Here is a 20,764-nt window from a genome sequence, read left to right as displayed (position 1 = left end):
TGAAAGAAGAAAAGTGAGAGTTAAATCAACTTATATAAAGAGGAAATGGAAAGAAAATAGGAGGAGAAACACCTTGAGTAATGAAATAAATAATGAAGGTAAAACGAGATATGCACAACGTTCTAAAAGAAAGAAAACGAATCTTATTTTAAATGGATTAATCGTTGCTGTGATTTTACTAATTGTATTTGTATCATATTCTATTTTTCATACAAATGATGAAAAAAATACAGCTAAAAATAAAGAAAACGAACCGAAATCAGGTCAAGAAGTATCGGATGAGAATAAAACAGCTGCTTCGACGACTAAATCAGATAATAAAGAGGAGAACACTACTTCAGAAGAAGAAAAAGAATCTGATGGGGAGGAAATTGTCACAGAAGGTGGCAGTGACTCGAATGTTATTAAAACGATTGAGAATCCTTCCTGGAAGCCTGTTGGAACATCCCAAACAGGGGAGCATGTAGCTACTTATTCAGAAGGGGCAGACTGGAACGAACAAATTAAAGCATTATCTTATGCAACCGGCTTAGATAGCGGGAATATGACTGTTTGGTTCCTTGGTAATAATAATCATGATCCTCAGAAGTCTATTGGAACAGTATCATCTAAAGATAAATCTGAAAAATATAGAGTATATATAGAATGGGTAGATGGAAGTGGATGGAAACCAACGAAGGTAGAAGAAATAAAAGACTTAAATATTCGTTAAACTCGAACTGGAGAATCAAGCTCCAGTTCTTTTTTATTGTTTTTTAAAACTGCTTTTTCATTTTAAAATGGACAACGGCGGTGTAATAAGGCCGACCATTCTCTAGTAAAGTAACTTGATGGGAGACAGAATGAACAGAAAGCAATATAGCTTTATTGACTTCTACTTGTTCATTGATTTTTTTCTCGATTGCTTTTAGACTTTCTCCTTCAAAAAACTCTACCTTATCTTCTATCATTTCTAATTGGATATTCATGCTTAAATCTTCCTTTCTTCCTAACAGTAAAAATATCATAACATAAGGAGACAATGGATTAATATTAATACATAAAAACAGTCTGATAAAGATTGAAAATAGGGAATAAACTTACTATTTTTTGCATCTTGATAACAAAAAGAAAGATATGATAAATTAAGAACAAGAAATATTTAAAACCATAGTATACTTATAGGAATTATATATTTAAGAAAACAGGGGTGCAATGCTATGGGAAAAGAGTTTCTTGAGATTTTTGAACAATGGGCGGATTCTTACGATGACAGTCTCACTAACAATAAAGAATACGAAGCTGTTTTTCACAAGTATGATTATATATTAAAAATGGTAGCAGAACGTGCCACAGGGCATGTTGTTGAATTTGGGCCTGGTACAGGAAATTTAACTGTTAAACTGATTGAAAAGGGTTTAACGGTTACCGCCATAGAACCATCGCCTGCAATGAGGAAGTTGGCGAAGGAGAAAATTAATGCAAAAGCAACCATAATAGATGGGGATTTTCTTCACTTTAAGCTAGATCAGCAACCAGATACCTTTGTAAGTACTTATGCTTTTCATCACTTAACCGACCAAGAAAAAGAAGAAGCGATTAAACAGTATAGTAATCTCCTCCCTTTAGGTGGTAAAATAGTGTTTGCAGATACCATGTATGTCACTAAAGATGCGTACGATGAGGCAATTAAGAATGCCAAGGAAAAGGAGCATCACCATTTAGCAGAAGACTTGCAAAGAGAGTATTATACAACAATCCCCTTTCTAACGGAAATTTTAGAGAAGTACGGTTTTTCCGCATATTTTAAGAAGTTGAATGACTTTGTATGGATGATGGAAGGGGAAAAAATAAGCGAAAGAGGTAAGTGAATTGAAAATCGCAATAATCGGTGCAATGGAAGAAGAAGTAACTTTACTACGTGAAAAAATAGCAAATAAGAAAGAACAGACAATCGTTGGATTTCAGTTTATTGAAGGTGAATTATTTGGGAAAGAGGTTGTTTTACTTCGTTCTGGCATAGGAAAAGTGAATGCCGCAATGAGTACAACGATTCTAATGCAAACATTTAAACCAGACTATCTAATCAATACAGGTTCAGCAGGAGGATTAAATCCAACTCTTGAAGTAGGAGACGTTGTTATTTCGAGTGAAGTACGTCATCATGACGTAGACGCCACTATTTTTGGTTATGAATACGGCCAAGTTCCACAAATGCCAGCAAGCTTTAAGGCGACTGAAAGATTAATTGCTGCAGCAGAACAAAGTGCAAAGGAAATTGGCAATCATTCTGTAGTGACAGGTTTAATTACAACTGGTGACTCTTTTATCAATCAACCAGAAAAGGCAGCCTTTATAAAATCAAAATTCGAGAATCTGCAAGCTGTTGAAATGGAAGCAGCTGCAATCGCTCAGGTTGCTTATCAACATAATATTCCATTTGTTATTATTCGCTCTTTATCTGATATTGCTGGGAAGGAATCCCATTTATCTTTTGATCAGTATTTAGAAAAAGCGGCTGTCCATTCAGCAAATCTAGTGTTAGGAATCGTTGAGAGAATATAAAGAAGAGCAGAAGGGGAAACCCTTCCTTTCTTTTCTTCTAAATACAAGTAAACAACTAAGAATAATAAGTTATAGAGAAATTTTTGTCTAGGAAGAAACTTGTTATATAGGGGGAAAATAAGTGGGTGGTGTGGAGTTTGAATGTTTATCGAAATGTGCATGAGTTAATAGGTCATACACCAATGCTTGAATTGACTCATTTTTCATTACCTAAAAATGTTCATTTATATGCGAAATTAGAATATTGTAATCCAGGTGGAAGCATAAAAGATAGACTGGGTTATGAATTAATTCAAGAAGCGTTAAAAAGTGGAAAGCTTACTAAAGGTGGAACCATTATTGAGCCTACGGCAGGTAATACAGGTATTGGGTTAGCTCTTGCCGCATTAAATACAGGAATAAAGGTAATAGTTTGTGTGCCGGAAAAATTTAGTATCGAAAAGCAGGAAATTATGAAGGCATTAGGGGCGGAGATAATTCATACGCCTACTTCCTTAGGCATGCAAGGGGCAATTGAAAAAGCGAAAGAATTGCAGCGGAACATTCCTAATGCTTATGTACCAGGACAATTTGAAAATGAAGCAAATCCAAATACTTATTATAAAACACTGGGGCCAGAAATATGGGAGCAATTAAATTATCAGGTTGACGTATTTGTTGCTGGTGCTGGAACAGGTGGTACTTTTATGGGAACAGCCCGCTATTTAAAAGAACAAAATCCAGCTGTCAAAGCGGTAGTAGTAGAACCAGAAGGCTCTATTTTAAATGGTGGGAAAAGTGGACCACATAAAACGGAAGGAATTGGGATGGAGTTCATCCCAGCCTATATGGATACCAGCTATTTTGATCAAATTTCTACCGTTTCTGATGCAGATGCATTTGAGTATGTGAAGCTTGCAGCTCAAAAAGAAGGTTTGCTTGTAGGAAGTTCCTCTGGAGCCGCTTTATATGCCGCTGTACAGGAAGCGCAGAAAGCAGAAAGTGGCAGTAATATCGTTGTGGTTTTTCCAGACTCTAGTGATCGTTATATGAGCAAAAAAATATTTGATGGAGGGATTTAAATGAAAAGAAAAACAAAATTAATACATGGTGGAATTCCTGGAGACCTGCATACAGGAGCAGTGAACGTTCCGATTTATCAAGTAAGCACTTATAAACAAGACGGTATTGGCAATCATAAAGGCTTTGAATACTCTAGAACTGGAAACCCTACTCGCCATGCATTAGAAGAGCTTATCAAGGATTTAGAAGAAGGGAAAAGAGGCTTTGCATTTAGTTCTGGTATGGCAGCAATCACTGCGGTTATGATGCTATTTAAGAAGGGGGACCATATCCTCTTAACAGACGATGTATATGGGGGAACCTTCCGTGTGATGACAAAGGTTCTGAATAAGTTTGGAATAGAGGCAACCTTTATCGATACAAGTGATATTAACAATATCCAAGAGGCTATAAAAGAAAATACAGTAGCTTTGTATATTGAAACACCAACAAATCCATTATTAAAAATCACAGATATTGAAGCCGTTTCACGGATTGCAAAAGAAAAGGGATTATTAACGATTGTTGATAATACTTTTTCTACTCCTTATTGGCAAACGCCATTAACATTGGGAGCAGATATTGTCCTTCATAGTGCCACAAAGTATCTTGGTGGTCATAGTGATGTGGTATCCGGGCTTGTTGTTGTAAAGGACGAAAAATTAGGAGAAGAGCTTCATTTTGTGCAAAATTCAACTGGTGGAGTGTTAGGACCACATGGTTCTTGGCTATTAATAAGAGGGATGAAAACACTAGGAATTCGAATGGAAGAGCATGAAAGCAACACAAGGCAAATCGTTAGTTTTCTAGAAAAACATCCAGCCATTGCAAAAATATATTATCCAGGACTGCCTACACATCCAAACCATGAAATTAGCAAGAAACAAGCACATGGCTTTGGAGGAATGGTAAGTTTTGATGTGGGAAGTGCAGAGAATGCTGATAAGCTTTTAAATAAAGTGAAATATTTTACACTTGCAGAAAGTTTAGGAGCTGTAGAAAGTCTAATCTCTGTTCCAGCAAGAATGACACATGCCTCCATTCCGCCTGAAAGAAGAGCAGAGCTAGGGATAACAGATGGTCTTGTAAGAATTTCTGTTGGATTAGAAGATATAGAAGATTTAGTGGAAGATCTAAAACAGGCATTACAATAATGATCGACAAGAGATTTACGGATAGGAAACCTATTTGTAAATCTCTTTTTTTTATGGATGAATCGTGATGAAGCGCAATAATTTTTTTTTCCATAATATCGCAATTTAGCTATTGATTTCATAAAGCTTAATCTACTATTCCTATGTTATGGTAATTATATAGTTTAGTAGAAAGTAGGGGAAGAAATGGAGAAAAAGATAAAAATTTTAACAGATAAGATATCTGATTATCAGCAATTTGGCACCGTTTTGCTAGCTGTTGGAGCATTTTTTTATATAGGAGTAATTATTCCTAAAATGGATAAGGTAACAGGTTATAATGAGGGCATGCTTATTACTTCGATTGTCTTCTTAAGTGTTTCGATTTTATTCTTTGCCAAAGCGAAGAAATTAAAAAAACTTTTGGATGAATGGAAAGAATCGTGATGGAGAGGAATAGGATGTTAGACAATGAGATGCCAGCTAAAGCAACACCCGAACTTATAGGAAGTGTGGAAACTTCGTATAATTGTTTGGGTTTTTTATTTGTTTAAAGATTGCTTTATGATGTTTGTTGTTATCACGATCTGCGCTTGAAAGGAAGAGGGAGAAGGTAACAGAGTGATTGCTGATCAAAGAAAAGAGACTTGGGATTACTCTTTTTTATTTAATTACGAGCCGCTCTACCCTATTGTAATAAGGATTTCATTCTCAATACATCGGGCAGCATAAGTAGCTAATTTTGTTCCTTTTCCTTCAGAAAAGCTTTCTATCCCTTTTATTAGTCCAATGGTTCCAATCGAAATTAGATCCTCTGAATCTTCACCTGTATTTTCGAATTTTTTTACAATATGAGCAACTAAGCGTAAATTATGCTCTATTAACATATTTCTTGCATGCGAATCTCCTTCAGCCATCAATCGTAAATATTTTTTTTCATCACTCGCTGATAATGGTTGGGGAAATGCATTATTCTTTACATAGGACACAAGAAAAACTAATTCTTTGAGTAAAGCTCCAATTGACAATAAGATTCCAGACATTTTTCCACCTCCACATTCAAGGACATTTGCCTATACTTCATTACTATGTGAAAAGAGAGTAGGTTTTGCATGTCCAACCGACAATAAACTTTGGAAAATATATTTTATTTTGGTTTATTGTCTGCATATTGTGGGTAGTGTCAGGAAATACCTTTCTACGATAAAAAAGAGCTGTAAAGGTTCGATTTGCTGCTAGTAGTTCACAGGCTGAACATAGAAGAATCTCCCAGTTTGCTACGAGGCTACGTTTTATTTTCCATTTATTATTAAAATCTTATTAAATTCTTTTTATTACCTTGTATAATACATATATTAATAACTTTTTTCTATTACTCGGAGGTGGACCAAATGGATACGAAATATTTAGATTTGCTTACAGAAAAGTATGATTCGGAAGAAAAAGTAGTAACAGAAATCATCAATCTGGACGCAATATTAAATCTTCCTAAGGGAACGGAGCATTTTGTCAGCGATTTGCATGGTGAGTTTCATGCTTTTCAACATGTATTAAGAAATGGTTCAGGAAATGTGAAAGAAAAAATTCGCGATTTATTTAAAGATGAGCTTTTAAGTGCTGAAATCGATGAATTCGCCACTTTGGTTTATTATCCAGAAGAGAAATTGAAAAGAATAGTGAATTCATTTATACATACGAAAGAACTAGATAAATGGTATGCAGATACCATTGAAAGAATGATTCGCTTAGTTTCTTATGCATCCTCCAAGTATACCAATTCCAAAGTTCGTAAAGCATTACCACAACAGTTTGTTTATATTATTGAAGAATTATTATATGAAAAAAATGAATTAAATAATAAAACAGATTATTATTCAAGCATCATTAACAGAATAATTTCACTAGGACAAGCTAATAAACTAATTATCGGACTTTCCTATACTATTCAAAGACTGGTTGTCGACCATTTGCATGTTGTTGGCGATATATACGACCGGGGGCCTTATCCTGATAAAATTATCGATACATTAATGGATTATCATTCCGTGGATATCCAGTGGGGTAATCACGATGTTCTATGGATTGGTGCATATGCAGGATCTAAAGTCTGTCTTGCTAATATTATTCGGATATGTGCAAGATATGATAATTTAGATATTATTGAGGATGCTTATGGGATAAATTTACGTCCACTCTTAAACTTAGCAAATAAATATTATAAAGATAACAAAGCTTTTCGTCCAAAAATGAATGCCAAAGAAAATACAGACGAAAATATTTTACAAATCACAAAAATTCACCAAGCTATTTCTATTATTCAATTTAAACTTGAAATACCTATTATTAAAAGGCGACCTGATTTTCAAATGCACCACCGCCTGCTTCTAGAAAAAATTGATTATGAGCATAATACCATAGATTTAAACGGTAAAATTTATTCGCTTGAAAATACCTGTTTTAATACAATTGATCCGAAAGATCCATCTCTCCTTTTAGAAGAAGAAGAGCAAGTTATTAATAAACTGCTTTTTTCGATTCAACATTCTGAGAAACTAGCAAAACATATTCATTTTCTTATAAATAAGGGGAGTTTATATTTAAGATATAATAGCAATTTATTAATCCATGGTTGTATTCCATTAAATGAAGATGGATCAATGAAATCGATGCGTATAGACGGAAAAGATTATCGAGGAAAAGAATTATTTGATCTATTTGAATATTATTTACGTTATAGCTTTAATCATCCTGAAATAACTGATGACTTTGCAACAGATTTAGTTTGGTATTTATGGACTGGGGAAAATTCCTCGTTATTTGGCAAAAAAGATATGACTACATTTGAACGTTATTTTATTAAAGAAAAGGAAACACATAAAGAAAAAAAGAATCCTTACTACTCCTTACGGGAAAACGAAGAGGTCTGCCGCCATATTTTGGAGGAATTTAATTTAAACCCTGATCAGGGGCATATTATAAATGGTCATACACCTGTTGCAGAAATTAATGGAGAAAATCCAATTAAAGCGAATGGAAAAATGATTGTGATAGATGGCGGATTTTCCAAAGCCTATCAATCTAAAACAGGAATTGCCGGCTATACCTTATTATATAATTCCTATGGCATGCAATTGGTTGCCCATAAGCGCTTTACTTCAAAAGAAGATGTGTTAGAAAATGGCACCGATGTCTTATCGGTAAAAAGAGTAGTAGACAGAGAATTAAAACGGAAAAAGGTACTTGAAACAAATGTAGGGCAAAAGTTACTTGAGCAAATGAATGATTTAAATCGATTATTAGAATATCGCTATCTAAAAAAATAAGAAAAGAACAAGCAGTGTGGCTTACTGTTTCCCACTGTTTGTTCTTTTCTTATTTCTTCATGCTTGGTGGCTTGCTACATTATATCTCTTTCCCTACGTTAGTCTGTGTCTTTATCCGCCCATAAGATTGATTGTCGACTCTGTAAAATAATTAAAAACATTTTTATCCACCTCTCCTTAATTTTTATTTTTTTCTATTTTTTTAGAAACGTATGATTGAATATTGTTTTCTTCTATTTTCTTCCATGATTTCTTCAATCATTTGCTGATGAGTAATTTCTTCGGCTGTCATCTTTTTGGGATGAACGGTAATGGTAAAAAACAGCATATTTATTATCATAGTTAATACCTCCTATTTATTATTAGTAATGGAAATTTGAAAAATATCCAGAACGAATTTGCTTTGTTTTCGTTTCTTCGAATATTTGCTCGATCTCCTGTAAATGATTCTGTTCTTCTTCCGTCGGTCTTTTCCTATTTATAGTTATGGTAATAAAGAAAATATTTAAGGTCATGTCTTCACCTCCTATATGTGAATGTTTTACAACCTATAGCCCATTTCATGGAGTTTTCTGCGATTTTCTTCTATTCTCTTTTCCATTTCAATTTCTTGTAAAAATTCAGCATTTGTATATTGCTTTTTCTTAAACGTAACTGTTAAAAAAATTAGATTTAATGTCATTTTTCTTTCACTCCTAGTTTAAATTTTTCCATAAATGGAATTTTTTTCTCGTGAGTGCACAAAAAAACCGCAAATAGACTGATCTGCGGCTTAAAAAGGGCATAATAAAACCGCAGGACACGACTACCCTGCGGTTGGATAATTTTAGTTAAATGAAAACTAAGATAAATAATCCCATTCCGAAGCGGTTGAATTCGTGTACGTTAAATATTCAATTAGTACTACATTGTTTAATTCTGGTAAAATTCTGATCATTTTATTCAACCTCCTTCGATTTTTTTTGTTCTCACATTGGTAATTATATCCTCGAATGCCAATCTTGTAAACCTTTTTTTGAAAAAATGGATATTCCACACGGTTTTTTAGGGTTTTTGTTATTCCAGTCTGCTGTTCAAATGGAAGGAATAATGTTATTTCATTGATGTACACATATACATGCACCAGGGGAAAATCTTAGTGTGCAAAACTTGAAGAGGTATCCGATTGCCAAGCAGTATTTCTCCAAAATCAAGGAAGTTACTTGATTTAAAACTGCCAAACATGGAAAAGGAAAGTAATTTTCAATTCGTTGCTTTTCCCTTTCGAATCCAATTTGATACAGAAAATTATAAAAGTCAACAAACCTTTGGTTCTTTTAGATATTCATTCAAAATAGCGATTGAATATAGTTAGAGGGATAATAAATTGTTTAACATAATTTGTATTTACAATTATTTTTATCATCATTATGTTTTTAACTATGGTTAAAAATAGTAAAAGATAATTCAAAAAAATAATACCTCAAAAATTTTTAGTTAGAATGACTTTTAATCACAAACGTTAAATTGTGAAAAGGGTAATTGAAGAATTAGTTATTGTAGACAGTGAGACTATAAATAAATCTTTTAATGTGGAACTATTATTATTAAGAATGAATCTTCTAAAACTTATATCGTTAAAAAGAGGGATAAAGCCACAAAAATTGCTAAAGCACTTAATACTACTCTTGCTAAGTTTAAAAGAGGTTAAGCCTTCTAAGAAAAACTGGAATTTAGACTATCCTGAAGACAAAATGCTATAAAATGATCTGAATGGATATGTTATACAATATGATTACCTCACACATCCCTGTTCTTTGGAATGGGCATTTTTTCTTTATTAAATCAAAAAATTAAAGAAATATTTCATACTTAGAGTTAATATGAGGATAATAAAATACAAAAAGGGAGAGAATTGGAAATGAACAGATATAAAAATAGTATAATTTTTTATTTTATAATGATAGTTTTTTTTGTAGTGTATGTGAAATTAGTAGGTTATGTGTTCAATAGATGGATTCCATTAAGTCCGACAGCTGATTTATTTACTATTATAATTATTGGGCTTATTGTTATACCGGTATCCGCAATCTCTGCTCATCATTTAATAAAATTAATCCAAAAGTAATGAAGGCTTTCCTTTTTACTGGCATTATTGTTGTAGATGCAGCATTTTGCAGGGTGATCATTATGGTAAATAGTTCCATTTATTTGGATTGATTATGTTACCTGGACTGTTAAAGAGAAATATCTAATATTTATTTTGACTAAAATTAAAAATCGTAGAAAACCTTCACCTTAATTGGTGAGGTCTTTTTTAATCAAAAAAAATAAGGCACAATGCCTTATTCTTCTTCTTCATAAGGTTTATGTTTGATTTCAATGGTACGTTGGTCATCGAAACCAACTACAGGATGTAGATTATAAGATGTGTGTTCAAAATCTACATGAGAATTAGAAACTGTAAAGATAGTAATTGTTTCATTATCTGAGTCAACAACTGAGTATTTAAATTCATTGGCTAAATCTTTGAATAAGGAATATTCTTCGTGGATTGTTACAACCCAATTATAACCTATTGTAAATTGTTTTGTTTTCATAATACCTCCAAATATGGTCATTTATACCTTTTATTGTAAGTGATTTGGTGAAGTTTGGCAATTAGAAGATTTACTATTTGGTATCTTTTTTATTATGTTTTTTATTATTTTAAAGTAAACTGAAATCAATGGTTGGTCATGGTGATTAGTCTTATTACCAGAAATTTATGCTGTGTCTCATGCATTAGAATTTAAGCCTAAGTTAAAAGAAATGATGTTAGGGGGATGACAAGGTATGTTAACTATTTTTAATGAAAAAAACAAGAATAATGATAAATTCGAAGAAAGTTGCAATGTATTATAAAAAACTAGTTGGATTTTGTAATTACCAGCAGCTAATGTATCAGATTTGGTGATGAACAGACAATCATTAATTTAAGTTTCCTATAATAAAAGTAAAATTGAAAAAAGTCCTTGCTTTTGACGTAACGTCAAGTGTTAAAGTTCAATATGAAAGGGAGTGATAACAAATGTCAATAGAGAAAAATTACTCTATTGGAGAATTTGCAAAGCTAACTGGAGTCACTGAACGAACACTGCGTCACTATGATCAGATGGAGCTATTGAAACCTTCTGGATACACAGAACATGAACATCGGATCTATAACAACAATTCCATCGCTCAGCTTCAAAAAATATTATTACTAAAGTTTTTGGATTTGTCACTTGGAGAAATTTCGGTATATCTTAAGCAACCGGAGCAAAATTTAGCAATGACACTGGTCAATTATGCACAGATGCTGGAAGAAAAGCGAAAACAGATTGAAACGGTTTTACAAGCCATTACCCGCGTTCAAAGTATCGTTTCCGGACCCGAACCCGTCAATCACGATTCGTTGCTTGTACTCATTCATGCTTTGAAAAATGAGGAAGCTCGAAATCGTTGGATTAGTGAACATTCGTCCGATTCGGTGCATAATAAGCTACACTCGCTTACTGTGCAACTTGAATTAGAAAAGGAAATGGCCACATGGACTGGTAAAATGAAACGATTTATTTAAGAAGGAAAGGCACCTAATGATACTAACGTTCTTGCACACATTGAAGAGTTGGTATCTGTTATGAAACCTAAAGTAGAACCACTATTAGATGATGTAGCGAGAAAACAGCTCGAAAATAATGAAGGTTCTTTTGAGGAGCCAAATCCTTACTTATTTCCTAGTGCTTTTAACAAAGAAGAAGAGATGTTTATAGGAAAGGCTATGGATGAATTGATTCGCAGTAAGGTATATCTTAATCGGCAAGATAATAGTAATTGATTACGTTCATCAAATTTTCTCCAGCAAGGGGATAAAGGCAATTTATTGTTTAGTCTTTAATTTTAACCCTGCACTTCGATAAAAGCTCGAAGTACAGGGAAAGATATTTTTATTTTGCTTGTGTTTCTAATCGAATTCCTTTTCCTGTCCCTCTAAGGGCAAGGATTTTGGGCGGTCGCACGTACTTTTCATCAGATAATGCTGACCATTATCTGATGAATCATGGAAGCCATACATCGCCTCTAAAACGTGATACGCTAAATCACTATTTGCGCGATATTTTCCACCTTCGATAATCGCTCTAGCCATGTCAGCAACGCCTAGACCTCTATTGTTTTGGGTATATCCATAAGTAAGAGGAACTTCTTTAAATTCTTTTTCATCACGTTTTCTTATTTTCACAGGACCGCTGAAGGTGTTAGGGTCAGGAACAAGTAATGTACCTTCACTTCCATAGACTTCAATAGGAGGTAACGATGTACCTCCGAAAGCATCGAAGCTCGTCGTAATGCTTCCAATTACACCTGAAGCGAAATCAATCACTCCTGAAATATGCGTAGGTATTGATACTTTCAATTTCGTGCCCGCTTTTGGTGTACTAAGTATCGTTCTTTCTGGGTAACTAATGCGAGTGGAACCAGAAATTCGTTTAATCGGTCCTAATAGAGCCACTAATGCTGTTAAGTAGTAAGGTCCCATATCAAACATAGGACCCCCGCCAGTATCATAATAAAAGGCAGGGTCTGGGTGCCAATGCTCATGACCACGGCCAATCATAAAGGCAGATGCACCAATTGGTACTCCTATTTCTCCTTGTTCAATCAGATTAACAGCAGTTTGAATACCAGCACCTAAGAAGGTATCTGGCGCACTACCAACGAGCAGATTATGCTTTTTAGCGGCTTCTAAAATTAGTTGTCCTTCCTCGCGTGTCACAGCAAGTGGCTTTTCTGTATAGACATGCTTACCGGCCTCTAATGCCTGAATGGTTACGGAAGCATGTGCTTTAGGAATCGTTAAGTTTATCACTAGTTCTATCTCTGGATCCGAGAGTAATTCTGCAACGGAATAAGCCAATGGTATACCAAATTTTTTGGCTTGAGTACGGGCACGCCCTGTATCTAAATCTGCACAAGCCACCAGCTCGAGATAAGGAAGCTTCGGGCAGTTTTCCATATAAACGGAACTAATATTTCCACAACCAATGATGCCAATTTTAAGTTTCCTCATAAGAGATCCTCCGCTTCATTATGTTTCTGATAGTATTTGCTGTATCCTTCCTTATTGACTGTCCCCCATACCTGTATAGTTACGTACGTTTTCATAACTAGAAGCTGTGTCTACATTTTCGATACGTTTTTTTCCTTCAGCTGCCCATAGAAATCCGCGGCGCATAATGAGTGAAACTTCTGGCATAGCAACGATATTAGCTTGATGCCCTAATGAATTATAAAACACATTTCCAAAGCCCCAGCGTTTGGTCCAAACTACAGGCATATCTACCGCTTTATTAGCAGAGTGTGGTCCATGAATAACTGGGAAGCGGGTGGTAGCTAGCACTTCAACAGCTGGATCGTAATGAAGGTAATATTGCTCACTGGTAACTTTAAAATCCGAGAGCCCTTCTAATAGTGGACTAGAAGTATGTTTTATGTTGACCATGTACTCCACACCATCATTTCCAGGATGGGCAACCCAATTACCGCCAGTCATAAATTGCCAGTCAACATTATTACGAAAGGAATCACACATTCCCCCATGGCATCCAGCTAGACCAACACCAGAAGCAACTGCTTCAGAAATATTTAAGATATACTTTTTTTCAATTTCTCCCATTGTCCAGTGGGGAACAATTAGATCTAAGCTTTTTAATTTTTCTTTGTCTGCGTAGGAGTCTAATGAATTAGATACTTTTACTTGGAAGTTCTCTTCTTCGAGGATTCTTTTAAAAATTTCTGCTATCTGTTCAGGCTGATGACCATCCCAGCCACCCCAAACGATTAATGCATTTTTTTTCATAGTATAAGCAGCTCCCTTAACTTTTTTAAACGTCAGAAATTCGTATCCATTGACGATTTTTAATGGATACATCAACGGCTTCTAAGACTTCCTGGCACTTTACACCATCACGAAAGTTCGGAACAGGCTGTCGATCTTGCTGGAAGGCTTCCATAAGTTCAACCATCTCGTGAATAAACGTATGCTCATAGCCAATTGTATGCCCTGGCGGCCACCAATTTTCAGCAAAGGCGTGCGAAGGGTCAGTTGCTAATACGCGTCGAAATCCTTGCACATCATCCTTATCATCTGTAAAATACACTTGTAGCTCATTCATACGCTCAAAATCGAAGATAACGCTACCTTTACTTCCATTGATTTCAAAGGAATTGGTACTGCGATGCCCTGTAGCAAAGCGAGTTGCTTCAAAGCTTCCTAAAGCACCGTTCGCAAAACGAGCCAAGAACAGTGTCGCGTCATCAACAGTTACTTTACCTTTTTTATCACTATCACTACCTTTTGCTGATAAGCCCATCATCTGTGAAGGAATTGGTCGTTCTTTTATAAAGGTCTCATTCATACCAATAACCTCTGTAATATCTCCGATTAAAAAGTGAGACAGATCTATAAGATGCGCCCCAAGGTCTCCATGAGAACCGGAACCAGCGATTTCCTTTTGAAGTCTCCAGGCTAGAGGAAAATTGGGATCTACAAGCCAATCCTGTAAATACCAAGCTCGGAAATGATAGATCTCTCCAAGACGTCCTTCTTCTATAAGTTTCTTAGCGAGCATAACAGCAGGGGCAAAGCGATAGTTAAATCCAACCATATGTTTAATACCAGCAGCTTCCACTAAATCAAGCATTTCACGTGAGTCTTCCAATGTAAGCGCTAACGGTTTTTCGCAAAAAACATGCTTGCCGGCCTTAGCAGCGGCAATAGTAATTTCTTTATGTACATTACTAGGTGCGTTTATATCGATTAAATCAATGTCATCTCGTTCTAGGAGGCTCTTCCAGTCGGTTGTATATTCCTCCCAGCCAAATTGTTTGGCTGCAACTGTCACACCATTTTGATCTCGCCCACAAATAACCTTCATTTCAGGATGAACAGTATTTGGGAAAAAGAGTGGAAGATCCCGATAAGCATGACTGTGTGCTTTACCCATAAATTTATAGCCGACCATTCCAATTCGAAGTTTTTCCATAGCGTGTCTCCTTTTCATATAATAAAATAACGATGTTACCAATAAATCTATCATCAATAGGTTTGACACAACAAGTAAAAACTTATATAATCCTAGACAAAATTTAGTATTCACTAAAGGATGGTTTTTTCGTATGTTAATATATGAAGCACACCATTTTAATTTAATAGCAAACTATCAAACGGTTGATTTAAACTTTCCAAGTCATCTGCACCGTTGCTTTGAAGTATTATTCCTCCTTGAGGGAGAAATGGAAGTTATTATTAGTCAAAAAAATTATCATGTGAGGGCTGGACAATTTTTATTAATATTGCCTTATGAAATTCATTCATTTGTTACAAAATCTCATTCTCGTGCTAATATTTGTGTCTTTTCGCCTGAATATGTCCCCACTTTTTATAAGATGATAGAAAATAGTTCCCTGAAAAATCCGATTTTTAACCTATCATTGGCAGCCAATACCCTGTTCACTAAGGCGCTTTTTAACGATAATGCAAATCTTCTTGAACAAAAAGCATCTCTTTATCTGTTATTATCTGAGCTAATGGAACAAACAAGCTTAATTCAAGGAGAAAAGCAAGATCAAGAATTATTACATAAATTATTAACTTATATCCAGAATCATTTTACCGAAGCAATTTCTTTAAAAAGTATCGCTAGTAACTTAGGGTACAATTATAATTACTTATCGAAATATTTTAATAATAATGTTAATATGTCTTTTGTTGATTTTTTAAACGGAACAAGAGTGAATCATGCATCCTATCTTTTAATCTATTCAGAGAAAAATATCTCAGAGATAGCTTTTTTATGTGGTTATGAAAGTATACGTTCATTTAATCGAAACTTTCTAAAGATAAAACAATGTACACCAAAGGAGTATCGAGAAAGGCACCCTCGGCCGTTTAGTGATCTGGATCCTTTTCTTACTATTTGATTTTTAAATCGAAGTTTAGGGAATGGGACTTCTTAATTTGTATGCATCGAATTTTAGCATCCACCACAAGGAGTTTTGATTTGCTTAAGTAAATGGACTTGGAATAGGACTGTCCACTTGGCGGACAGTCTTTCTTTTAAATGGTTGATGAAGAGGAAGAATAGTCTTTCCATTCGGCTAAATAGAAGGGAATAAAGGACAATAAAAAAGAAGCTCGCAGCATCCACTAAGTTTATTTCCTTTGCATAGAAATTATGACAGCATGGTTCTTCTGTTATTTAATCTATTACTTTAAAAAACTCGAAACAATTACAACGATAATTATAACAGAGAGAATAAGTATAGCTGTCCCCTTGTTGTCTTTCATTTAAACATCTCCTATATAATTCTAAATTTCAAATAAATAACCATTAACTATATTGGGCTATTCTTCCCCTGTAGACTTATATTTCAAAAAGCGTTAATCCATCTTGGATAAACGAACCTGGTTACTTTACATGTAATGTTGCAAATAATTTTACTGATAAGATTAGAAGATTAATTTTTAATATTATCCAGTATAACATTTATTACTTCTGCTGCTTGTAATGTACCATCAACAACAAAGTCTGCATCAGGTTTAATTGTTTCAAGCATATTAAGATAACCACGCCTACCTCTAGATGTGTAATTTTTCATATCAGATAAAATATCCTCCGTTGAGCTATTGCAAAAATCTCTAGTTACTCTCCTTGCCAAAGCAATGTCTAATGGAGTATCAATAAATATGGAAAAATCAATGAATTTACTTACTTGACCATGTTTATAAGAAAATGGGAAGTCTAAGATTATATAATCAAGCGATTCCGTTAATAAAACTTGCAAGTCCTTTATTAAAGGATTTACATCCCAATCATTAGCGTCTCCTCCATTATCTACCCAGTTAATAATGTCATCTGGACCATTGAAATCATATTCATCAAAGAACAGTACCTTAGAATTATGTAATTCTTGATTTAGAAGCTTGGTTATTGTTGTTTTTCCACCTCCAGATACAGCAGAAATAGCAATAACAAATGGTGTTTTTTCTTTTATCATATTGTCCTCCATGCACTTAATCTCATATTTATTCTTTATTAATACAAATTTTTCCTTCTTGCGCTAACCTCCCCCGTTTATTATATAAGAACAAATTCAGCTCAACACTTGGGGGAACTGCATCAATTGTTCAATAAGCGCAGTTATATAGGGATTACCTGATAGTTAGTAAATAAAGCCTATGACTTTTTATATAGAAGCTTTAATTAGTCAAATTTTAGACTACTAAGTACAAGCCATTACATTATATAGATTGATGAGGTGATGACAACATGAAGGTCAACATTATCGAGGGTCCTAATACGAATAAAGTTATCCAAGATTGCTATCATTTCGATACATTAGGATTAAGAGAAGTAAACGTTGTAAAACCAACATACTATACTTATTTGATAATTAGGTTCGCTAATTCGGATTTAAACATCACAAGCATCGCCTTTTTAAGTAATAATTAATATTTATACGATTAATTTATAAAAATGTTTCATAAATTAACACAAAGAAAGAGGGAAGGAAAATAAAAGCTATAACAATTAGGCAACCTTGGGCAACGTTGATTGCTCTTGGTGGAAAAGAATTCGAAACGAGATCTTGGCAAACTAAGTATCTTGGAAAATTGGCAATACATGCCGGTAAGAGTGTAGATAAGGAAGCATGGCATCATAAAAGAAATACAAAAAACATTAATAAAACATGGGATAAAACTAATCAGTGATTTGCCTATTGGATTCATAATTGCTATTGGTGAATTAGCAGATTGTCAAAGGTTTATAGGTGATTATGGATACTTTGCAAGAACCGAAAAAGCAAAAATCAGTGAGAAAGAATATCTATTTGGGGATTTTAGTGAAGGGCGATATGGATGGAGGATATCTTCTGTAATACAAATAGAGCCTATTCAGAAAAAGGACAGTTAAGCCTATGGGAGTGGAATGAAAGAAATTATGGATTACCCAGTATTCTAGATTAACAGATTAATAATGTAAGGGAAGTGATCCTCATGAGGCTTAAAGAATTAGAGATAAATACTAGTACAATGCGCCTAGAAGTTGATATAATGGAACAAAAAGGAATCTTTGCCATTGTTGTGTGTGATGGAGGAGCTAAGCTTACTAGGCTACCGGAACATGGGGAGACAAAAATCATTACTCATCAAGGTAAAGTTAAAAGGGTAAAGTTTGATGAAGGAGAAGAATTTTAATAATAAGAGTAAAAGAACAAGATATGATGAACTGGATACTAAAAATTACTTGAAAAAGGTTGAAAAAAATTATTGAAAATAAATATATATAATAATAAAGGGAAACTTAAATTCAAGGAGTATATGGAAACCCATCATCAAAAGGATGAAATACTCATGATGGCAAATGAGTTAGAATTAAATTTAGAACATAGTAAGGAATATAATAAGACTTTAATAGGTTTATTAATTCCACTAATTAGTGTTTTTCTCACTTTTTTTTCTTCGTACTTATTGTTTATTGGGAAAGTAGACTTTGATTTAGCAATTAAATCCATCGAATTAAGAGAAGAGTATCAGCCAATTAATATGGGAGCACTTCTTACGTATTTTGCCATAATATGGGGTTCATCATATTTTGTATTAAGTGTGTTGGCCTTTTTTTGGTTGTTTTTAACACCGAGAAGGAATATAGCATATTTAGTTGTACTAAAAACATTTGAATAATAGTTCTACCAGCCAACTGGAGGACACTGAACAAGCGGTTTATACCGTTTCGTTTGGTGTCCTTTTTTTATTTATCAAATGAGGTGATAATGATGAATCCTCCATTAAAAACACAGCTTAAAGAATGGGAAAAACAACATCTTAAGACTCAATCAACTAAGAAAAAGTCAGTTGCAAATAAGGAAGAAAATCTTTCTCATAGAGACTTAGAAGAGCTAATGGGCATGAGAAAGCCTACATATAGAAGACATAATGGGGCATTAAGACAAAGAGGGTAATGGTGAATGGAGATAAATATTGCAGAATTAATTAGAGATTACCGAATGATGAAAAGAGAAATTGAAAGGCTACAAAGAATTATTTATGGGAAATCTGTACCCATGCGATCCTGGGGAGTTGCTCAATATGGGATTGAAGCAACATTACCTCATGGGAGTTTTGGCAAAAGACAAGCAGAATTGAGGGACATGGATATTCGAGAAAGAAACAAATAATGAGATTGCGAGAATATCAACGAAAAGTATTCGCCATTGAAAGCGCTGGAGATTTCTTAGACAAAGAAATATTGAAAATTGTTATGATTGTATGCTAAGCGGAATGACTCGGCAGCAAATAGCGATACATTTAGAGATTTCTAGAGATTCTATTGATAAATTAAGAGCTGACATAAAGGCGCAAATCGGCACAAATACGACTTTTTCCAAACTTTTGCATGGTGAAAAATCGGTAGTGTAAAATGGAAGGCAGGACGGGGAGTCGGTTAATAGGCTGCTTCCTCTAATTTCGTTAGAGAGCATTGTCTTCGGTAAAGCAAAATAGAACTACCATTTTTCCATATTTACCCGATATATTATTTGGAGGTGTTTTATGGAAAAAATCGATTTTAGTCCTGTTGGGAATACAGTAAATGGAATGGCTATCCAATTTGGAATAGTCATGATTACTGGAGCAATAGCATTTATAGTAGTTTTTATTTTATTAAGAGCATTAAGATTTCCAAAACAATTAGCTAATTTTCTTGCGACTGTAGCATTGTTGGCTGCTTTATATTATTCTTTTACGACAAATTATTTATCATGGGTCCAAAGTTTGGTTGGATAATAGCAGGAAAATATCTCCTTTTGTCGAATTAACAAAGAAAAGACGGAAGGGGAATGTTAATGAGTGATAGCAAAACTTGTTTTATAATTACACCAATAGGAGGAGACGAATCTACTATTAGAAGACATGCAGATGGAGTCATCGATGCAGTTATTAGCCCATTACTTAATGATTTAAATTTTGAAATCGTAGTAGCGCATAAAATTAGTAAAGGTGGAAATATAACACGCCAAGTTATTGAAAATATTATAGAATCTGATTTGGTAATAGCGAACTTAACTGGACTAAATCCTAATGTAATGTATGAACTAGCAGTAAGACATGCTGTAAGAAAGCCACTAGTGCAAATTTGTGAAAAAACAACGGATTTACCATTTGATATTAATCAGCTTAGAACAATCTTTTATACAAATGATATGAAGGGGGTCGTTGAATTAAAAGAAAATCTTGAAGCAATGATTCATGAAGCTTTAATAGAAGAAAAACCTGAAAATCCAATTTATAGTACATTGGAAAGTATCTCAATATTAAAGAACCCAGAAGTAAGCCAACCTGAGAAGTACATATTAGAACGTTTCAATGAGTTAGAAAGAACGGTAATGAGAGGATTAAAAACATTCGCAGAACAGAAGTATTTTGTTAAATATCAAATGAATGAACAAGAAAAATCTGTTGTTAGAGAAGTAATTAATGATTTAATCAATAGGCAAGGTTCTTTTAATTTGGACAATTTAGAAAAAGAGCTGATTAATAGAAATATTCATATACCTAGGGATATGATTAGAGATAGTGTCAACGAACTGATATATCAAGATTCACGAAAAAGAGAAAAGAAAATCTTTAAAAATACTAGTGACTAAACATCCGATTCGGATGTT

30 protein-coding genes and 1 pseudogene are annotated in these 20,764 nt (G+C 34.1%); 21 read left to right on the top strand and 10 right to left on the bottom strand.

Translation table 11 applies throughout. The features are described from left to right. The first annotated feature begins 73 nt into the window (after positions 1–73). Positions 74–712, top strand: a complete 639-nt coding sequence (locus NST77_RS12605) for a DUF1510 family protein (protein ID WP_095331721.1) — start codon at positions 74–76, stop codon at positions 710–712. Positions 713–755: 43 nt separating this feature from the next. Here the strand turns inward: NST77_RS12605 and NST77_RS12600 are convergent, their stop codons facing one another. Next, positions 756–968: a YrzA family protein gene (locus NST77_RS12600; RefSeq protein ID WP_095331723.1), complete on the bottom strand. Its 213-nt coding sequence runs from the start codon at positions 966–968 to the stop codon at positions 756–758. Positions 969–1,199: 231 nt separating this feature from the next. On the opposite strand from NST77_RS12600, the gene NST77_RS12595 reads away from it, so the two are divergent. The 5 genes from NST77_RS12595 to NST77_RS12575 all read left to right on the top strand — a co-directional run bounded on the left by NST77_RS12595 (position 1,200) and on the right by NST77_RS12575 (position 5,165). Then, a complete protein-coding gene (locus NST77_RS12595) occupies positions 1,200–1,850 on the top strand; it encodes a class I SAM-dependent DNA methyltransferase (RefSeq protein ID WP_123258027.1) in 651 nt (216 codons plus the stop codon). A gap of 1 nt (position 1,851) precedes the next feature. Beyond that, positions 1,852–2,544: a 5'-methylthioadenosine/S-adenosylhomocysteine nucleosidase gene (gene mtnN / locus NST77_RS12590; RefSeq protein ID WP_095331727.1), complete on the top strand. Its 693-nt coding sequence runs from the start codon at positions 1,852–1,854 to the stop codon at positions 2,542–2,544. Positions 2,545–2,681: 137 nt separating this feature from the next. Then, positions 2,682–3,605, top strand: coding sequence for a cysteine synthase A (cysK, locus tag NST77_RS12585; RefSeq protein ID WP_341123038.1), 924 nt, complete (start codon positions 2,682–2,684; stop codon positions 3,603–3,605). Further along, positions 3,606–4,739, top strand: coding sequence for a bifunctional cystathionine gamma-lyase/homocysteine desulfhydrase (locus tag NST77_RS12580; RefSeq protein WP_341123037.1), 1,134 nt, complete (start codon positions 3,606–3,608; stop codon positions 4,737–4,739). 186 nt (positions 4,740–4,925) lie between these two features. Continuing rightward, complete coding sequence (locus tag NST77_RS12575; RefSeq protein WP_095331731.1) at positions 4,926–5,165, top strand: YrhC family protein; 240 nt, start codon at positions 4,926–4,928, stop codon at positions 5,163–5,165. A gap of 248 nt (positions 5,166–5,413) precedes the next feature. Here the strand turns inward: NST77_RS12575 and NST77_RS12570 are convergent. Beyond that, positions 5,414–5,761 (bottom strand): annotated as a pseudogene (locus NST77_RS12570) (sigma-70 family RNA polymerase sigma factor); the annotation flags it as partial. 348 nt (positions 5,762–6,109) lie between these two features. Here NST77_RS12570 and NST77_RS12565 point away from each other — a divergent pair. After that, positions 6,110–8,041, top strand: a complete 1,932-nt coding sequence (locus NST77_RS12565; RefSeq protein ID WP_095334342.1) for a fructose-1,6-bisphosphatase — start codon at positions 6,110–6,112, stop codon at positions 8,039–8,041. Between the two features lie 202 nt (positions 8,042–8,243). Here the strand turns inward: NST77_RS12565 and NST77_RS12560 are convergent, their stop codons facing one another. The 3 genes from NST77_RS12560 to NST77_RS12550 are packed head-to-tail and all read right to left on the bottom strand — an operon-like array spanning position 8,244 to position 8,723. Further along, positions 8,244–8,381, bottom strand: coding sequence for a YrzI family small protein (locus tag NST77_RS12560; RefSeq protein WP_082138421.1), 138 nt, complete (start codon positions 8,379–8,381; stop codon positions 8,244–8,246). A 22-nt stretch (positions 8,382–8,403) separates the two neighbouring features. Further along, on the bottom strand, positions 8,404–8,556 hold the full coding sequence (locus NST77_RS12555) for a YrzI family small protein (RefSeq protein WP_095258116.1): 153 nt from the start codon (positions 8,554–8,556) through the stop codon (positions 8,404–8,406). A 26-nt stretch (positions 8,557–8,582) separates the two neighbouring features. Further along, the gene (locus NST77_RS12550) at positions 8,583–8,723 is read right to left on the bottom strand and encodes a YrzI family small protein (protein ID WP_095258117.1); all 141 of its coding nucleotides are present in this window, start codon (positions 8,721–8,723) and stop codon (positions 8,583–8,585) included. Between the two features lie 483 nt (positions 8,724–9,206). Between NST77_RS12550 and NST77_RS12545 the strand changes: the two genes are divergently transcribed. Further along, entirely contained in the window at positions 9,207–9,395 is a 189-nt protein-coding gene (locus tag NST77_RS12545) for a hypothetical protein (protein ID WP_123258024.1), read from the top strand. Between the two features lie 585 nt (positions 9,396–9,980). Then, on the top strand, positions 9,981–10,148 hold the full coding sequence (locus NST77_RS12540; RefSeq protein WP_164464127.1) for a hypothetical protein: 168 nt from the start codon (positions 9,981–9,983) through the stop codon (positions 10,146–10,148). A 217-nt stretch (positions 10,149–10,365) separates the two neighbouring features. Here the strand turns inward: NST77_RS12540 and NST77_RS12535 are convergent, their stop codons facing one another. After that, the gene (locus NST77_RS12535) at positions 10,366–10,620 is read right to left on the bottom strand and encodes a hypothetical protein (protein ID WP_095322344.1); all 255 of its coding nucleotides are present in this window, start codon (positions 10,618–10,620) and stop codon (positions 10,366–10,368) included. Positions 10,621–11,090: 470 nt separating this feature from the next. Between NST77_RS12535 and NST77_RS12530 the strand changes: the two genes are divergently transcribed. Together NST77_RS12530 and NST77_RS12525 are read left to right on the top strand one after the other, a co-directional pair. Next, on the top strand, positions 11,091–11,621 hold the full coding sequence (locus tag NST77_RS12530; RefSeq protein WP_341123035.1) for a MerR family transcriptional regulator: 531 nt from the start codon (positions 11,091–11,093) through the stop codon (positions 11,619–11,621). A 60-nt stretch (positions 11,622–11,681) separates the two neighbouring features. Continuing rightward, the gene (locus NST77_RS12525; RefSeq protein ID WP_095334337.1) at positions 11,682–11,879 is read left to right on the top strand and encodes a hypothetical protein; all 198 of its coding nucleotides are present in this window, start codon (positions 11,682–11,684) and stop codon (positions 11,877–11,879) included. A gap of 126 nt (positions 11,880–12,005) precedes the next feature. Here NST77_RS12525 and NST77_RS12520 read toward each other — a convergent pair whose 3' ends face one another. From NST77_RS12520 to NST77_RS12510, 3 genes are read right to left on the bottom strand one after another with little or no spacing between them, the layout of a single operon-like run. Next, complete coding sequence (locus NST77_RS12520) at positions 12,006–13,109, bottom strand: Gfo/Idh/MocA family protein (RefSeq protein ID WP_123258023.1); 1,104 nt, start codon at positions 13,107–13,109, stop codon at positions 12,006–12,008. Between the two features lie 51 nt (positions 13,110–13,160). Beyond that, a complete protein-coding gene (locus tag NST77_RS12515) occupies positions 13,161–13,898 on the bottom strand; it encodes a ThuA domain-containing protein (RefSeq protein ID WP_163188141.1) in 738 nt (245 codons plus the stop codon). A 25-nt stretch (positions 13,899–13,923) separates the two neighbouring features. After that, complete coding sequence (locus tag NST77_RS12510) at positions 13,924–15,084, bottom strand: Gfo/Idh/MocA family protein (protein WP_095334335.1); 1,161 nt, start codon at positions 15,082–15,084, stop codon at positions 13,924–13,926. Positions 15,085–15,217: 133 nt separating this feature from the next. Here NST77_RS12510 and NST77_RS12505 point away from each other — a divergent pair, with 133 nt between their 5' ends. Next, positions 15,218–16,021, top strand: coding sequence for a helix-turn-helix transcriptional regulator (locus NST77_RS12505; RefSeq protein WP_341123033.1), 804 nt, complete (start codon positions 15,218–15,220; stop codon positions 16,019–16,021). A 537-nt stretch (positions 16,022–16,558) separates the two neighbouring features. On the opposite strand, the gene NST77_RS12500 is transcribed toward NST77_RS12505, so the two are convergent. Beyond that, on the bottom strand, positions 16,559–17,098 hold the full coding sequence (locus tag NST77_RS12500) for a hypothetical protein (protein ID WP_341123032.1): 540 nt from the start codon (positions 17,096–17,098) through the stop codon (positions 16,559–16,561). A gap of 272 nt (positions 17,099–17,370) precedes the next feature. On the opposite strand from NST77_RS12500, the gene NST77_RS12495 reads away from it, so the two are divergent. The 9 genes from NST77_RS12495 to NST77_RS12455 all read left to right on the top strand — a co-directional run bounded on the left by NST77_RS12495 (position 17,371) and on the right by NST77_RS12455 (position 20,746). After that, a complete protein-coding gene (locus NST77_RS12495; RefSeq protein ID WP_141231373.1) occupies positions 17,371–17,553 on the top strand; it encodes a hypothetical protein in 183 nt (60 codons plus the stop codon). A 261-nt stretch (positions 17,554–17,814) separates the two neighbouring features. Further along, complete coding sequence (locus NST77_RS12490) at positions 17,815–18,015, top strand: hypothetical protein (protein ID WP_341123031.1); 201 nt, start codon at positions 17,815–17,817, stop codon at positions 18,013–18,015. Positions 18,016–18,098: 83 nt separating this feature from the next. After that, positions 18,099–18,299 carry an XtrA/YqaO family protein gene (locus NST77_RS12485; protein ID WP_123258020.1) on the top strand — a complete coding sequence of 67 codons (201 nt, stop codon included), beginning with the start codon at positions 18,099–18,101 and terminating at the stop codon, positions 18,297–18,299. A 123-nt stretch (positions 18,300–18,422) separates the two neighbouring features. Then, positions 18,423–18,785, top strand: a complete 363-nt coding sequence (locus NST77_RS12480; RefSeq protein ID WP_341123030.1) for a hypothetical protein — start codon at positions 18,423–18,425, stop codon at positions 18,783–18,785. A 92-nt stretch (positions 18,786–18,877) separates the two neighbouring features. Further along, positions 18,878–19,063 (top strand): hypothetical protein, encoded by a 186-nt coding sequence (locus tag NST77_RS12475; protein ID WP_172859971.1) that lies wholly within the window; start codon positions 18,878–18,880, stop codon positions 19,061–19,063. A 6-nt stretch (positions 19,064–19,069) separates the two neighbouring features. Further along, positions 19,070–19,279 carry a hypothetical protein gene (locus tag NST77_RS12470; protein ID WP_235973334.1) on the top strand — a complete coding sequence of 70 codons (210 nt, stop codon included), beginning with the start codon at positions 19,070–19,072 and terminating at the stop codon, positions 19,277–19,279. A gap of 103 nt (positions 19,280–19,382) precedes the next feature. After that, on the top strand, positions 19,383–19,520 hold the full coding sequence (locus NST77_RS12465; protein WP_341123029.1) for a hypothetical protein: 138 nt from the start codon (positions 19,383–19,385) through the stop codon (positions 19,518–19,520). Between the two features lie 132 nt (positions 19,521–19,652). Continuing rightward, a complete protein-coding gene (locus NST77_RS12460; RefSeq protein ID WP_095334328.1) occupies positions 19,653–19,886 on the top strand; it encodes a hypothetical protein in 234 nt (77 codons plus the stop codon). Positions 19,887–19,945: 59 nt separating this feature from the next. Beyond that, complete coding sequence (locus NST77_RS12455) at positions 19,946–20,746, top strand: hypothetical protein (protein ID WP_172859968.1); 801 nt, start codon at positions 19,946–19,948, stop codon at positions 20,744–20,746. Positions 20,747–20,764: the final 18 nt, after the last annotated feature.

Source organism: Niallia sp. FSL W8-0177 (assembly GCF_038006285.1).
Lineage (GTDB): Bacteria > Bacillota > Bacilli > Bacillales > Cytobacillaceae > Niallia > Niallia circulans_A.
This window is presented reverse-complemented; position numbering and strand designations above follow the sequence as displayed.